Raw genomic sequence first — 13,181 nt, forward strand, 5'->3', positions numbered from 1 at the left:
GCTATTCTGCAGCCTGTTGTGACGATCGTGCGGCCGGCAGCTTCTTCACCAGCGCCGTCAGCTCGGCGATTTCCTGCTCGGTGAGGTCGGTGAGCGGCGGACGGACAGGGCCGGAATCGCGGCCGATCACCTTCATGCCCGCCTTGATGATCGAGACCGCATAGCCCTTCTTGCGGTTGCGGATCGCGATCAGCGGCAGGATGAAATCCTTCAGCCCGGCGTGGATCGCCGCATGGTCGCGCTTGCGCACGGCGGCATAGAAGTTGGTGGCGAATTCCGGCACGAAGTTGAACACGGCCGAGGAATAGGTCGTCACGCCCATGTCGAGATAGGGCAGCGCGAAGGTTTCCGCGGTCGGCAGGCCGCCGACATAGGTGAAGCGGTCGCCGAGCTTGGTGTAGACGCGGGTCATCAGCTCGATGTCGCCGATGCCGTCCTTGTAGCCGACGAGGTTCGGGCAGCGCTCGGCAAGCCGCGCGAGCGTGTCGGGCTGGAGGATGGCGTTGTCGCGGTTGTAGACGACGACGCCGATCTTCACGGCGGCGCAGACCGCCTCGACATGGGCGGCAAGGCCCTCCTGCTCGGAATGCGTGAGATAGGGCGGCAGCAGCAGGAGGCCGTCGGCCCCGGCCTTTTCAGCGGCAATCGCGATCTCGCGGGCGATCGCGGTGCCGTAGCCGGTGCCGGCGAGCACGGGCACGCGGCCCTTGGTCTCGTCGACGGCGACCTTCACGACTTGCGGAACCTCGGTCGGGGTCAGCGAGAAGAACTCGCCGGTGCCGCCGGCGGCGAATAGACCTGCGACGTCATGGCCGCACAGCCAGTCCATGTTGGCGCGGTAAGTCGCCTCGTCGAAGAAGTAGTCCGCCTTGAACGGCGTGACGGGGAAGGACAGGAGGCCCGATCCGATCTTCCGGGCCATTTCCTGCGGGGTCATCTTGCTCATGGGCGCGGCTCCCTTATCGCGTGTTGTGGAGGACGCAAGAAGGCTGCGCGTCCATGCGCCGTGGTTTAGGCAACCGTTCGATGCGCGTCCAACCCAAAGCCTATATCGACCGATGCGCAATGAGCATCAATCTTCCCCCACCTCCGCGGAGGACAATTCACCGGCGATTTTGACCAGCGCGGAGAGCAGCGGATTCTCGTCCTCGCGGCGCCAGACCATGAACAGCTCGACCGGCACGCGGTTGCGCAGCTTGAGCGGCCGCAGCCGGACATCGGAGATCTTGAGGCCCGCCGCCGCCGCCGGCACGATGGCAAGGCCGAGGCCGGCGCGGACCATGGCGAGGATCGAGTGGATCTGGCTGAGATGCTGGACATAGCGCGGCAGCACGTCGGCGCGGGTGAATTGCGCCACCAGCAGATCGTGGAAGTAGCGGCTCTCATACGGCGAATACATCACGAAGGGCTGGTCGTCGAAGTCCTTGATGGTGATGCTGTCGGCATTGGCCAGCGGATGCTTCTTCGGGATCGCGGCGAGCAGCGGCTCGGCCACGACGCGGCGGCTGGTCAGTTCGGGCCGCGCGATCGGCGGCCGAAGCAGGCCGGCGTCGATCTGGCCGGAGGTCAGCGCCTCGAACTGGTCGCCGGACACCATCTCCTTCAGCGAGAAGTCCACCTCGGGCAGCCTGGCGCGGCAGGCGGCGATTAGCTCGGGCAGGAAGCCGTAGGCGGCTGCCGCGGTGAAGCCGATCTTCAGCGAGCCGGTCTTGCCGAGCGCGATGCGGCGGGCGACCTGCGAGGCGCTTTCGGCAAGCTTCAGGATGCGCCTCGCCTCCGGCAGGAAGCTGCGTCCCGCCGGCGTCAGGCGCACCGAGCGGCTGGTGCGCTCCAGCAACGGGGCGTCGATGATGTGCTCGAGCACCTGGATCTGCCGGGACAGCGGCGGCTGGGTCATGTTCAGCCGCGCGGCGGCGCGGCCGAAATGCAATTCCTCCGCCACCGTGACGAAACAGCGGAGCTGGTTGAGGTCGAACATCGATACATGCCTTAGATGGATAAGGCGTTTCCCCGGCACTTCTAGCATCGATCATCCTCAAAACAAAGACGGCGGCCGTGAAGCCGCCGTTGAGTTGCCTGGTCAAGCTCCCATGGGAGCCCTCAGGAGGAACGTTTGAGCGTCACCCGCTCGATCTTTCCGACGATGACGAGATAGGCGAAGGCGGTCACCAGCGCGTTGAGGCCGACGAACACCAGTGCGCCGTTGAACGAGCCGGTCGCAGCCAGGATGTAGCCGATCACGATCGTGGTGATGGTCGAGGAGAGGTTGCCGGACACCAGTGCGCTCATCACGCCCCTCCTTAGAACTCGAAATGTTTCCTGAAGGCGAGTCCTAGAGGCGCGTGCGGCAAGGTGTCCAAGTTCAAGGCAGTATCGATCGATGCCGTTTTTGGATTGATGGAACGGCAGGTGAGCGGAACGATCGTGAGGGTGGACGAGAGGCCAGCCCCAAGCTCGTCATTGCAAGCGCAGCGAATCCAGAATCTTTTCGCGGAGGGACTCTGATTGCTTCGCTGCGCTCGCAATGACGGCGGGGCGGGCTAGGATGTCGCCGCGTAGCCTACTGCTGCGCGCTAGGCAGCAGTTGCGGCAGAAATCCGCGCGTCACGTTGGGCGGCACGGCATCTAGGCCGAGCACCGCGCTTGCAGCTGGCAGTGCCGCGTCCGCCATGGCGGCGTGGCCTTCGGCGCTTGGATGCACGGCGCCGCCATAGACGGCGGAGAGCACGCCCCAGGTGGCGTCGTGGATGTCGGTCGGCTGGCTCGCCGCCGGCAGCCCTTGCGGATAGGTCATCGCGGCGAAATAGCTGTCATTGGCGTCGCGGATCCAGCGCGCGCGCGGCAGGTAGGCGCGGTACTCCGAGGCGCCGCGGCCGCACAGCATCGGCTGGCTCGCCGCGCTCACGATGTCAGGGTTGAAGCTCTGGCCGTTCTCGGCAAAACAGCTGCGGTCGAATTCGGGGTCGTTGCCGGAATGGGCGCAGAAGCCGTGGTCGGCGAACGCGGCCTGATGCGTGTCGACGAAGGTCATGCGGTCGGCCTCGGGATCGCGGCACAGCGCACCGCGCGTGCAGGTGGCCAGCCCCTTCAGCTGCGGCAAGAACTCGGTGTCGACGAAGGTCGAGACACGGGCAAGGCGCTGCGGATCGGCGTTGAAGGACGGATGGATGTCGAAGCCGGCGCGACCGCCGCGGCAGGGCACGCCGCCATCGGCGAGCGCGGGATTGGCGTAGGAGACATAGACCACATGCGAGAGGTCGCCGCCGACCAGCGGCTTCAGCGCCTCGCGCAGCTTGACGAAATTCTGCGGCAGCTCGCGCGTCAGCGCGTCGCGGGAATCCTCGACGCTGGCCATCACGCCGGAGCGGCGGAACAGCGCGCGCTCGGTGGCGGTGTCGACGATGACGTCGGCGACGAGGCCGGAGAAATACACGTCGTTGGCGCCGACCGACAGCAGCACGAGATCGAGCGTGCGGTCCGGCTGCCGCTTCTTGGCCGCGGTGAGCGCTTCGCGCAGCTCGGCGACCTGTGCGTTCACGCTGGTGCTGCACACGCCGGTCTTGCCCGGCGGGCATTCTCGGGCGCGCTGCGAGCCCAGGAGCCCGTCGCCGATGCTGGCGCCGGTGCAGGCGAGCGGCAGATAGGTCACGGCGATGTGGGTGTAGCGCACAGCGAGCGCCAGTGCGGTGCGGGCCTGGTAGCTGTAGAGCGAGCGATGGCAGGGCGCATTGAACCACAACGCGCTGTAGTGCTGCCAGTTGGCGAGTGTGTCCGGCGCCTCGCAGGCGCGGCCGCCCTTGTAGCCGGCGCGACTCGGCCGGTAGTACTGCGCACCGGCGGTGCCGAGATAGGAGCGGAAGCAAAAACCTTCGTCCGACAGGGCCAGCGGGCGGTCCGGATTGCCTTCGCCGGAGGCGATGCTGTCTCCTAAGCCGGCGACGAAGACGTCGCGGACCTGGATCTCGGTCTGGACGCGCTGGGTCGGGTCGGCACCGGCGGAGACATCGACGGTCGCAACCGTCTGCTTGCCGTAGCGGACACGCAGATTGACCGGCTCGGCACAGTCGAAGGTCGAGGCCTGCGGGCCGTCGCCGTCGTCGAACGACCAGGCACAGGTGGCCCCGACCGGCACCGCGCCGACGAGACGTACCGTCACCGGATGGTCGACCGGCGTGATGTAGTTCTCTTTGACGTTGTCGCGGGTGCAGGGCTGGTTGACCCGGCCCTGCAGATCGATGCAGAGCCGGTTGACCATGTTGCGGGCCCAGCCGCGCCCCTCGCTCTGCAGCTCCAGCGATTGCTCGGCGGCGAGAATGCTGCGGTTACGCGCATTCTCGACATGGAGCAGGAAGTCGCGCTCCTCGCGGAACAGGCGGAAGCGGTTGCGCACCTCCCAGGAAATCTGCATGGCGCCGGCATTTTGCGCCGCCGCGCGCGGAAGCGGCAAGGCGGTCAGAATTCCGGCAAGCAGCAGGACGCTGGCGGAAAGTGTGCGAAGGGCTACAGGGATCATGGCCCGCGTTTTCAACGGCAAAGTTGAGGCGGAAATAAGAGAGGATTGCCTCTCCGCGGGCAACCCCTCTGGGTCCAGATCGCAGCTTACCGTTTATTGGCCTGCCGCAGCAGCCGTTCGCGCTCCATCGGCGTCACCTGCTTGGGCAGATTGGCCTGGGCGCAGGCCTCCGCCAGCCGCCGCCGCTCCTGCCAGGGCTCGACCACGTTCATCCAGAGCTCGCGCGTGCCCATGATGGAGATGGCGAGCCCGAACGGGATCACGAAATAAAGCAGGCGGAACACCAGCAGCGTCGCCAGGAGCTGCTCGCGGCCGAATTCAGGCAGCGCCACCAGCATGGCGGCGTCGAACACGCCGATCGAGCCGGGCGCGTGGCTGGCGAAGCCGAGCAGCGTCGCCAGGATGAACACCACGGCGAGCGAGAGGAAGTCGATCGGCGGATTGGTCGGCATCAGCAGATACATCGCCGTGGCGCAGAAGCCGAGATCGACCACGCCGATCACGATCTGCACCAGCGTCAGCGGCGCCGAGGGCAGTACCACCTTCCAGCCCTTCTGGCCGAGCTCGCGCCGCTTCTCGCCCATGCAGAGCCAGACCAGATAGGCGCCGATCGAAGCGAGGCCACCGAGCGCGACCAGCCGGTTGAGCGACGACGGGAGCTGGTCCATCGAGGACGCGGCATCCGGATGGATGGCCATGCCGATCGAGAGCACGAAGATGTTACCTAGCCAGAAGGTCAGGCCCGACAGGAAGCAGATTTTCGCGACGTCGATCGCGTTCAGCCCATAGTCCGAATAGATCCGGAAGCGGATCGCACCACCGGTGAACACCGTGGCGCCGATGTTGTGGCCGATTGAATAGGACGTGAAGCTGGAGAGCGCTGCGATGCGATAAGGAACGTGCTTCTTGCCGATCGTTCGCAGTGCAAAAAAGTCGTAGAAGGTCAGCGTACAGAACGCGAAGAAGACGCAGATCGCCGCCAGCCCGATGCTGCCGCGGGGAATCTCGGTTAACGCGGTCAGGATCACACCGGTATCGATGCCCTTGAGGGTCCGCACCAGCGTTGTGATCGCGAAGGCGATGATGAAGACGCTCGCGGCAATTCCGAGGCGCCGCCAGCCAATCCATCTCTTGAAGCCGCGTTTCAGCGCGGGCAGCAGTCCGTGCATTCATCCTCCCGGCGGGGGGCAAGACCGACCCGGCCGGGCATTGGCCAGTCGGGCGCGATCGTTGCCGAAGGCAGTGTCGATCGCTGGATATGATCCAGCTCATTTAAGGCAAAAACGGTGACTTGTGCAGCCCTTGACAAGGACAGGTTCTGCGCCAGAGCAGCTACTTTTGTCATATGCGGTTCACATCGGGCGCGCGTTAAGCATATGAGTCGGCAGATCGGCCCGGAACGTACGTTCGCATGCCGCCACGATCTCTTATCGTGCCGCCGCCTGCATTGTTCCAGCTCAAGCGATGCACGTTTTTTACGGAACGTCGATGCCGGGCGCTCGTTAGGTCCCGATCAGCAATCGAACACGGCGGAATAAGCGGCTTTCGTGCAAGCCGGTGTCGCCGTGTTCCCGAAACCCGAGAGGATTGGAACGATGGGACTGTTCACAAAGGACATCAAGACCATGAACGATCTGTTCGTGCACCAGCTCCAGGACATCTACTACGCCGAGCAGCAGCTCACCAAGGCGCTGCCGAAAATGGCCAGCAAGGCCACCGATCCGCAGCTGAAACAGGGCTTTTTGACGCACCTCGAAGAAACCAAGCAACATGTCACGCGGCTCGAGGAAGTGTTCAGGATGCATGGCGTCGCCGTGAAGGCAGTCGACTGCCCGGCGATCGACGGCATCATCGAGGAGGCCGATGAGACCGCCGGCGAAGTCGCGGACAAAGCGGTGCTCGACGCCGCGCTGATCAACGCGGCGCAGGCCGCCGAACATTACGAAATCGCACGCTACGGCAGCCTGATCGCCTGGGCCAAGCAACTCGGCCGCACCGACTGCGCCAGCCTGCTCGCCAAGACGCTGGAGGAGGAGAAGGCGACCGACAAGAAGCTGACGACGCTTGCCGAGAGCAAGGTGAATTTGCGCGCGGCGAGTTAACGACGTTTAGCTGACGAGCGCCGCGCGGTGGTCCGCGCGGCGCGCTGTTTCACCCTTGATCCGCTGTCATGCCCCGCGAAGGCATCCAGTACTCATATTTCGTTTGCACAATTTCCGTCGCCGAGTACTCGATCGCCCGATCAGCATGCGCGTGGGCACCATCGAATATGAATCTCTGGACGACGGAGCCGGCGCGCGGCGTGCCGGCTCGCGTCTTGCGGCGTCCCGCGGCTGCGCGCCTCGGCGTAAAGGGGTTAGCCCCGGCGCAACGCGAAGTGCGCGCCGCAAAACGCCATCACGGCGCCGAGGCACAATGCGGCAAGCCCGGACAGCACGCCGGAGACGGTCGGGATCGGGCTCGGCGCCGAGGCGACCTGGCCGGCACCGGCAAGCAGGAGCACGCCGACCGCGATCAGGAATTGCCGCATGCGCTGCGGGATCTGGCCCGAGACGGCGCTCTGCATCAGGCTAGCGGTGAAATACCCGCCTGAGAAGCCGACAGTTGCGATCAGCCACCAGGCCATCGCCGCGCCGGCCGGCATGAACTCATGCGTGTCGGAGCGCCAGAGGCCGCCGAGGTCGAGCCCGTAGCGGGCGCCCAGCATGTGCACCGCGAGCGCGAGCAGCACGCCGGAGATCATTGCGGCGCCTAGAATCAGGTGACGCGGAAAAAAAGTCGTCTCTGCCATGCCTCGCTTGTAGGATGGGCGGGGGCGATCGCGCAAGCGGATCGCGGACGGGATTGATTTCGAGATGCAGGTTTCCGAAGCCGGGGCGGCCACGAGCTACGCCTACAAGGCGTCGCTGATCGGCTCGGCGCATCGCTTCGAGTTGACCGAGGAGGGGCTGTCCTGGCACATCGGCGGCCGTTCGGGCCTGTGGCGCTATGACGAGATCGTGGCGATCCGGCTGTCGTTCCGCCCGGTGTCGATGCAGCAGCACCGCTTTCGCGCCGATGTCAGCCACAGCGGCGGCGGCCGCATCGCCATCCTGTCGACGAGCTGGCAGACCGCGGCCCTGATGGCGCCGCAGGACAATGGCTTTCGCGATTTTCTCATCGAGCTGCATGCGCGGATGGCGAAAGCGGGCAGCCGCGCCGAATTGACCGCAGGTCTCGGTCGCAAGAGCTATGCGGCGGTGCTGGCGTTCCTGGCGATGCTCGCCGTGGCGATGGCGGGCCTTCTGATCCGCGCGCTCATGATCGGGGAATTCGCCGGCGTGCTGTTCATCCTCGGCTTCGCGGCGCTGTTCGCCTGGCAGGTCGGCGGCTTCGTGCGGCGCAACCAGCCGCAGAGCTACAGTTTCGATCGCGTGCCGAAAGCCTTGCTGCCTTAGTTCTGGCGGTCGGCTACTCCGTCGAGTCGAAATCCTCTTCCTTGGTGCCGAGCAGCGACACGATCGTGCGCAGGCCGGAATCGAGTTGCTCCGGGGTGGGCGGGGCTAGCGCGAGCCGCACCGCGTTCGGTGCATGGCCATGCGCGATCGCGAAGGTCGACGAGGGCGTCAGAGCGATGCCGCGCCTTGCTGCTGCGGCGACGAATGTCTGCGAGCGCCAGTGCGGCGGCAGCGTCAGCCACAAATGATATGCGCGTGTGTCGGCTGCGACCTGGTAGCCGGCGAGCAATCTTGCCGCGGTCTGCTGACGGCGCGAGGCATCGATGCGTTTCAGCCGCGTCAGCTCGGCGACGGTGCCGTCGGCCATCAGCCGCTGGCCGGACGCGAGCGCGTGGCCCGAGGCGATCCAGCCGCCGGTGCGGACCGCACTCATCACGCTCTCGCGCAAGTGAGGTGGTGTGACGAGGATGCCGAGCGCGAGCCCCGGCGCGACCTTCTTGGAAAGGCTGTCGATCACGATGCAGCGGTCCGGCCCGAGCGCGGCCAGCGGCGTGTCGTCGGCAAGGAAGCCGTAGACGGCGTCCTCCATGATGGTGAGATCGAGCTTCTCGGCGACGCGCATGATGTCGGCACGCCGCGTCGCGTTCATGGTGACGCCGAGCGGGTTCTGGATGATGGGCTGCAGATACAGTGCCGACAGATGCGCCTCGCGATGCGCCTTCTGGATCGCGTCGGGCCGCGCGCCGAATTCGTCCATCGGGATCGGCACCAGCGTGATGCCGAGCCGCGCGGCGATGCTCTTGATGTAGGGATAGGTCAGCGCCTCGACGCCGCAGCGTCCGCCGGTGGGGACAAGCGCGGCGAGCGCGGCCGCGAGCGATTGCTTGCCGTTGGCGGTGAAGACGATCTGCTCGGCCTGCGGCGTGAAGTCCTTGCGCGCGAGATAGGCCGCGGCCGCGTTGCGCGCGCTCTTGGTACCGGTGCTGGTCGAGGCCCGTAGCGCGGATTCGAGCGCGTCGACGCGCTCGAGGCGCGCAAGGCTCTTGGCGATCATCGCCCATTGCTGCGGCAATAACGGATAATTGACCTCGAAATTGATCCGCGCATCTGCCGGCTCGCGGATCGTCTCGACTTCGCGCCTGACGTCGCCGGAGATGAAGGTGCCGCGGCCGACCTCGCCGACCACGAGGCCGCGGCGGAGCAATTCAGTATAAACACGGCTCGCGGTCGAGACTGCGATGCCGCGATCATAGGCAAAATTGCGCTGCGGCGGCAGCCGGTCGCCGGGCCTTAACGTGCCGTTAGAGATATCCGCGGCAATGGCATCGGCAAGCTTCACGTACTCGAACTTGGACATTATTGCACCGAGAGCAATGTTTCACTTGCTCCGAGGAGTGTACTGGAGCATTTAAGTTCCATCAAGTTCCGCGATTGAGCCGAGGGGAGCGAGAGCAATCCGAGGGCAGATGAGGTGCAGGCGCCGACCGCGTCCGCGCCAACGGCACGTGCTTCGCCGCGCGGGACGATACGCCGGAGAAGAAACATGACCACGATCTCGCAAACTGCCGGGCGGAGTTTACGCCCATCCTCGATCGGATTTTTTGCAACGCTCGCCACCGCCGCCTACGCGCTGTTCGACCGCCTGGAGCGCCGCTCCGCCATCAAGACCCTGAACGAGCTCGACGACCGCGCCCTGCGCGACATCGGCATCAATCGCAGCCAGATCGAGGACGCCGTCTACGGGCAGTTCAAGGCCGAGCTGTCGCGGTATCTGTGAGCTGACTGTCACCACGCCCGGCAGATCCGGGCAGGGTGACGCACAACCTCTCCGCGTCGTCATTGCGAGCGCAGCGAAGCAATCCAGAGTCTTTCCGCGGATGCATTTCTGGATTGTTTCGCTCCGCTCGCAATGACGGAGCCCGGTGCACCCCTCAGTGCCTGACCACCAGCACCGAGCACTTGGCATAGCGCACGACGTGCCCGGCGTTGGAGCCCAGGAAATAGGTGCGCATCGCCGGCCGGTGCGAGGTCATCACGATCAGGTCGGCCTTCATGTGCACGGCTTCTTCCAGGATCTCGTGGTAGATCCCGCCCTGGCGCACCACGCTGGAGATGCGAGCAGGCTCGATGCCGGATTCGCGTGCGACGATGGCGAGCGCCTCCTCAGAGGTCTGGCGCTGCTGCTCGTCGAAATCGGCCGGGACGTATTCGGCCAGCATCACCGGCGTCATCGGCAGCACGTTGAGCAGGCGCACCGTGCCGCTCCAGGTCTGCGACAGCGTTGCCGCGGTCGCGATCGCCGGCTTGGCGAGATCCGTGTCGGCGAGGTCGATGGGCACGAGGATGGACTTGAACATCTGCGCCTCCAGTCTTCCGGTCAGGACGTCTTGCCGGCACGTCGCGCGATCAGCCCGATCGAAGCAGCTTGGGGCTGACGAACAGCACCAGCTTGCCGCGGCGGTAGGCCACGTCCCCCCAATCCTTGACGTCAAAGTCGAAGATCGCAAGCCCCGCCGTGGGCAGGTTGTGGGCGAGCGCCTTGGCACCGGCGTGATCGCCGCCGCCGATCAGCATCAGGGCGATCTCGTGCATGCCGGGATTGTGGCCGACCAGCAGCAACCGCTTCGGATCGGCGGGAATCGTTGCGGTGCGAATGGATTCCAGGATCTGCGCGGGATCGGCGCCGTAGAGTTCGGGCAGGACCTCGACCTGCGGCGCCGCGACGCGGTCCTTCATCGTCGTCCAGGCGATCTCCCAGGTCTGCCGTGCCCGGACGGCATGCGACACCAGCACGGTATCGGGGAAGGGCGGATGGCTGGCGATCCAGTCGCCCATCTGGGCGGCATCCTTGTGGCCGCGGTCGTCGAGGCGGCGATCCTGGTCACGGCCGCTTGGCGCGTCAGTCTCGGTCTTGGCGTGACGCAGCAGCATCAAACGGCGCATGGCATTCTCGAATCGTTCCACGTCCTGGATAATCTACAGGCGCCGGTTGAGGACAAGGTGACAGGCGCCCGGTTGCACCGTTAAAGCGCGATGAAGTCAGAACAAATCGTCATCGCGATTTAAGTTGTTGTTTTCAGCATGATCTTTTCGGAAAACCGCTGCACACTTTTCCGGATCATGCTCTAAGAAAACGACATGAGCGAGACTTTCACAAGCGTGTCCCAGGACGAAGCCGGCTTCCGCGAGCGCACACGGCTCTCATTCGAACTCGACGCCGACATCTGCGTGATCGGAGCCGGGCTTGCGGGGCTCTCCATCGCGCTGGAGGCGGCCCGGCTCGGGGCCAGCGTCGTCGTGCTCGAGGGCCGTCATGTCGGCTGGAATGCCTCCGGCAACCAGCTCGGCACCGTGATGCCGGGCTTTGCGCTGCCGCTCACAGAGCTGATCGAGCGCATCGGTCTCGAGGACGCGCGCGAATTGTGGGCGCTCTCGAAGGAGGGGGCCGAATTCGTTCGCGCCAACGCCACCGAGGAGAACATACCGGGGATTGCCCCGAGCGACGGCGTGCTGGAGGTCTCCAACGTCGATGCCGGCGACCGCCTGATCAGCCGGCTGCAGATGCTGAACGAGGATTTCGACACCGAGGTCGAGGGCTGGCAGGTCGATCGCGTCAGCGAGGCGCTGAAGACCGAGCGTTACTTCCACGGCGTGCATTACCCCAGGGCGTTCCAGGTCGACGGCCGCAAATATGTGCACGGCCTAGCGGCACTGGCGCGGCGGGCAGGCGCCCGCATCTTCGAGGACACGCCGGTCGTCAGCATCGATCATTCCGGCATCCGCAAGCGCATCGTCACGCCATCGGCGCGGTTGCGCGCCACCCACATCGTGCTGGCCGGCAACATCCATCTCGGCGCGCCCTTGCGGCGCCTGTCGGAGACGCTGCTGCCGGTCTGGCGCTATGCAGGCATCACCGCGCCGCTCGGCGAGCTCCTGCACGAGATCATCGCCTTCAAGGGATCGGTGATGGACTCCGACGGCGTCGACCATTTTCGCATCGTCGATGGCGACCGCCTGATGTGGGAGAGCCCGGAGACCACCTGGGCCGTGCGACCGCAGCGTTTTGCAGGCAGCATCAAGCGGCGCATCCGCACGATCTTTCCCCAGCTTGGCAACGTCGAGATCACCGAGACGTTCGGCGGCGCGACCGGCCAGACCGTGCACGGCATGCCGCAGATCGGCCAGTTGCGCAAAGGCCTGTGGGTGGCGAGCGGGTTCGGCCGCCAGGGCATGAACACCTCGGCGATGGCCGGACAGCTGATCGTGCGCAGCATTTTGTGGGGCGATGAACGCTGGAAGCTGTTCTCGCCGTTCGAGCTGGTCTGGGCTGGCGGGGCGACCGGCCGTGTTGCCGGCCAATTGGTCGGCATCTGGGGCAGGGCAAGTTCCGCCGCCGCGGGCTCGCTGGCCCGCTACCGCGAACGTGCCAGGGTCAAGGACAGGAAGCGCGAGGCCCGTCTGGCCGAAGCCAACCGGGCCGCCGGCACCGGACCGCGCCGTCCGCCGCCGGGGATGCGGCCGCGGCCAGCGCCGGCGCCGGAACATGCGGCCCAAGACGTGAAACGGGCTGCGGAACCGGCTGTCCAGGACGAGGGCGTCTCGCAATAAGTTGAGAAATCCTCCGCCCGAAGTGTAACGTCGGCCATTAGAGCCCGTATCTCAGGGCGTGGACTCCCCGCGCACGGAGAATGATATGTTTGACCGCCGCATCCTGCTGACGACTGTGGCCGGCCTGTTCGGCCTTTCGGCCTTCCGCTGGCTGAGAGGATCACCTGCCGAGGCTGGCGAGAAGGCCGCGGAAACGTTCGAGATCACCAAGACCGAGGCCGAATGGCGTGCCCAGCTCACGCCGCAGCAATATGAGATCCTGCGCAATCACGGCACGGAGCGGCCGGGCTCCAGCCCGCTCCTGAAGGAGCATCGCAAGGGCATCTTCGCCTGCGCCGGCTGCGACCTGCCGCTGTTCTCGTCCGAGACCAAGTTCGAGAGCGGCACGGGCTGGCCGAGCTTCTACCAGCCGATCGAGGGCAATGTCGGCAAGACCGAGGACCGCACCTACGGCATGGTGCGCACCGAGGTGCATTGCCGGCGCTGCGGCGGCCATCTCGGCCACGTCTTCGACGACGGTCCAAAGCCGACCGGATTGCGCTACTGCATCGACGGTTTCGGGCTGGTTTTCCACCCGGCTGCGGCGTCGGCGACGTAAGGGCCTTTTATTTGACGCGTTTTCT

At 65.6% G+C, this 13,181-nt stretch carries 13 protein-coding genes and 1 pseudogene; 5 read left to right on the forward strand and 9 right to left on the reverse strand.

What is annotated here, in order from left to right; translation table 11 throughout:
• Position 1: 1 nt before the first annotated feature.
• The 5 genes and pseudogenes from kdgD to ACRQ5Q_RS14190 form a co-directional block, all read right to left on the reverse strand.
• Complete coding sequence (gene kdgD / locus ACRQ5Q_RS14170) at positions 2–946, reverse strand: 5-dehydro-4-deoxyglucarate dehydratase (RefSeq protein ID WP_439398419.1); 945 nt, start codon at positions 944–946, stop codon at positions 2–4.
• A gap of 126 nt (positions 947–1,072) precedes the next feature.
• Positions 1,073–1,978, reverse strand: a complete 906-nt coding sequence (locus ACRQ5Q_RS14175; RefSeq protein ID WP_439369295.1) for a LysR substrate-binding domain-containing protein — start codon at positions 1,976–1,978, stop codon at positions 1,073–1,075.
• Between the two features lie 122 nt (positions 1,979–2,100).
• A pseudogene (locus ACRQ5Q_RS14180) lies at positions 2,101–2,271 on the reverse strand (MFS transporter); the annotation flags it as partial.
• Positions 2,272–2,560: 289 nt separating this feature from the next.
• Positions 2,561–4,513, reverse strand: a complete 1,953-nt coding sequence (locus tag ACRQ5Q_RS14185; protein ID WP_439369294.1) for a hypothetical protein — start codon at positions 4,511–4,513, stop codon at positions 2,561–2,563.
• 86 nt (positions 4,514–4,599) lie between these two features.
• A complete protein-coding gene (locus ACRQ5Q_RS14190; RefSeq protein WP_439398421.1) occupies positions 4,600–5,682 on the reverse strand; it encodes a lysylphosphatidylglycerol synthase transmembrane domain-containing protein in 1,083 nt (360 codons plus the stop codon).
• 426 nt (positions 5,683–6,108) lie between these two features.
• On the opposite strand from ACRQ5Q_RS14190, the gene ACRQ5Q_RS14195 reads away from it, so the two are divergent.
• On the forward strand, positions 6,109–6,615 hold the full coding sequence (locus ACRQ5Q_RS14195; protein WP_439369291.1) for a YciE/YciF ferroxidase family protein: 507 nt from the start codon (positions 6,109–6,111) through the stop codon (positions 6,613–6,615).
• A gap of 254 nt (positions 6,616–6,869) precedes the next feature.
• Here ACRQ5Q_RS14195 and ACRQ5Q_RS14200 read toward each other — a convergent pair whose 3' ends face one another.
• Positions 6,870–7,304, reverse strand: coding sequence for a hypothetical protein (locus ACRQ5Q_RS14200; protein ID WP_439398423.1), 435 nt, complete (start codon positions 7,302–7,304; stop codon positions 6,870–6,872).
• A 64-nt stretch (positions 7,305–7,368) separates the two neighbouring features.
• Between ACRQ5Q_RS14200 and ACRQ5Q_RS14205 the strand changes: the two genes are divergently transcribed.
• Entirely contained in the window at positions 7,369–7,950 is a 582-nt protein-coding gene (locus ACRQ5Q_RS14205; protein ID WP_439369288.1) for a hypothetical protein, read from the forward strand.
• A gap of 13 nt (positions 7,951–7,963) precedes the next feature.
• Here ACRQ5Q_RS14205 and ACRQ5Q_RS14210 read toward each other — a convergent pair whose 3' ends face one another.
• Positions 7,964–9,307, reverse strand: a complete 1,344-nt coding sequence (locus ACRQ5Q_RS14210) for a PLP-dependent aminotransferase family protein (RefSeq protein WP_439398425.1) — start codon at positions 9,305–9,307, stop codon at positions 7,964–7,966.
• A 186-nt stretch (positions 9,308–9,493) separates the two neighbouring features.
• Between ACRQ5Q_RS14210 and ACRQ5Q_RS14215 the strand changes: the two genes are divergently transcribed.
• Entirely contained in the window at positions 9,494–9,727 is a 234-nt protein-coding gene (locus tag ACRQ5Q_RS14215; RefSeq protein ID WP_439398427.1) for a DUF1127 domain-containing protein, read from the forward strand.
• 154 nt (positions 9,728–9,881) lie between these two features.
• Here ACRQ5Q_RS14215 and ACRQ5Q_RS14220 read toward each other — a convergent pair whose 3' ends face one another.
• Positions 9,882–10,307, reverse strand: coding sequence for a universal stress protein (locus tag ACRQ5Q_RS14220; protein ID WP_018642845.1), 426 nt, complete (start codon positions 10,305–10,307; stop codon positions 9,882–9,884).
• A gap of 49 nt (positions 10,308–10,356) precedes the next feature.
• Entirely contained in the window at positions 10,357–10,893 is a 537-nt protein-coding gene (locus tag ACRQ5Q_RS14225; RefSeq protein WP_439369285.1) for a SixA phosphatase family protein, read from the reverse strand.
• Positions 10,894–11,088: 195 nt separating this feature from the next.
• On the opposite strand from ACRQ5Q_RS14225, the gene ACRQ5Q_RS14230 reads away from it, so the two are divergent.
• Together ACRQ5Q_RS14230 and msrB are read left to right on the forward strand one after the other, a co-directional pair.
• The gene (locus ACRQ5Q_RS14230; RefSeq protein ID WP_439398429.1) at positions 11,089–12,558 is read left to right on the forward strand and encodes an NAD(P)/FAD-dependent oxidoreductase; all 1,470 of its coding nucleotides are present in this window, start codon (positions 11,089–11,091) and stop codon (positions 12,556–12,558) included.
• Positions 12,559–12,643: 85 nt separating this feature from the next.
• Positions 12,644–13,156, forward strand: coding sequence for a peptide-methionine (R)-S-oxide reductase MsrB (gene msrB / locus ACRQ5Q_RS14235; protein WP_439369283.1), 513 nt, complete (start codon positions 12,644–12,646; stop codon positions 13,154–13,156).
• Positions 13,157–13,181 lie beyond the last annotated feature (25 nt).

This window comes from Bradyrhizobium sp. PMVTL-01 (genome assembly GCF_051861855.1).
Taxonomy (GTDB): domain Bacteria; phylum Pseudomonadota; class Alphaproteobacteria; order Rhizobiales; family Xanthobacteraceae; genus Bradyrhizobium.

What these genes read in the sequence shown, in the direction of transcription:
- kdgD (WP_439398419.1), bottom strand. Translation starts at nt 946, where the DNA reads ATGAGCAAGATGACCCCGCAGGAAATGGCCCGGAAGATCGGATCGGGC.
- ACRQ5Q_RS14175 (WP_439369295.1), bottom strand. Translation starts at nt 1,978, where the DNA reads ATGTTCGACCTCAACCAGCTCCGCTGTTTCGTCACGGTGGCGGAGGAA.
- ACRQ5Q_RS14185 (WP_439369294.1), bottom strand. Translation starts at nt 4,513, where the DNA reads ATGATCCCTGTAGCCCTTCGCACACTTTCCGCCAGCGTCCTGCTGCTT.
- ACRQ5Q_RS14190 (WP_439398421.1), bottom strand. Translation starts at nt 5,682, where the DNA reads ATGCACGGACTGCTGCCCGCGCTGAAACGCGGCTTCAAGAGATGGATT.
- ACRQ5Q_RS14195 (WP_439369291.1), top strand. Translation starts at nt 6,109, where the DNA reads ATGGGACTGTTCACAAAGGACATCAAGACCATGAACGATCTGTTCGTG.
- ACRQ5Q_RS14200 (WP_439398423.1), bottom strand. Translation starts at nt 7,304, where the DNA reads ATGGCAGAGACGACTTTTTTTCCGCGTCACCTGATTCTAGGCGCCGCA.
- ACRQ5Q_RS14205 (WP_439369288.1), top strand. Translation starts at nt 7,369, where the DNA reads ATGCAGGTTTCCGAAGCCGGGGCGGCCACGAGCTACGCCTACAAGGCG.
- ACRQ5Q_RS14210 (WP_439398425.1), bottom strand. Translation starts at nt 9,307, where the DNA reads ATGTCCAAGTTCGAGTACGTGAAGCTTGCCGATGCCATTGCCGCGGAT.
- ACRQ5Q_RS14215 (WP_439398427.1), top strand. Translation starts at nt 9,494, where the DNA reads ATGACCACGATCTCGCAAACTGCCGGGCGGAGTTTACGCCCATCCTCG.
- ACRQ5Q_RS14220 (WP_018642845.1), bottom strand. Translation starts at nt 10,307, where the DNA reads ATGTTCAAGTCCATCCTCGTGCCCATCGACCTCGCCGACACGGATCTC.
- ACRQ5Q_RS14225 (WP_439369285.1), bottom strand. Translation starts at nt 10,893, where the DNA reads ATGCGCCGTTTGATGCTGCTGCGTCACGCCAAGACCGAGACTGACGCG.
- ACRQ5Q_RS14230 (WP_439398429.1), top strand. Translation starts at nt 11,089, where the DNA reads ATGAGCGAGACTTTCACAAGCGTGTCCCAGGACGAAGCCGGCTTCCGC.
- msrB (WP_439369283.1), top strand. Translation starts at nt 12,644, where the DNA reads ATGTTTGACCGCCGCATCCTGCTGACGACTGTGGCCGGCCTGTTCGGC.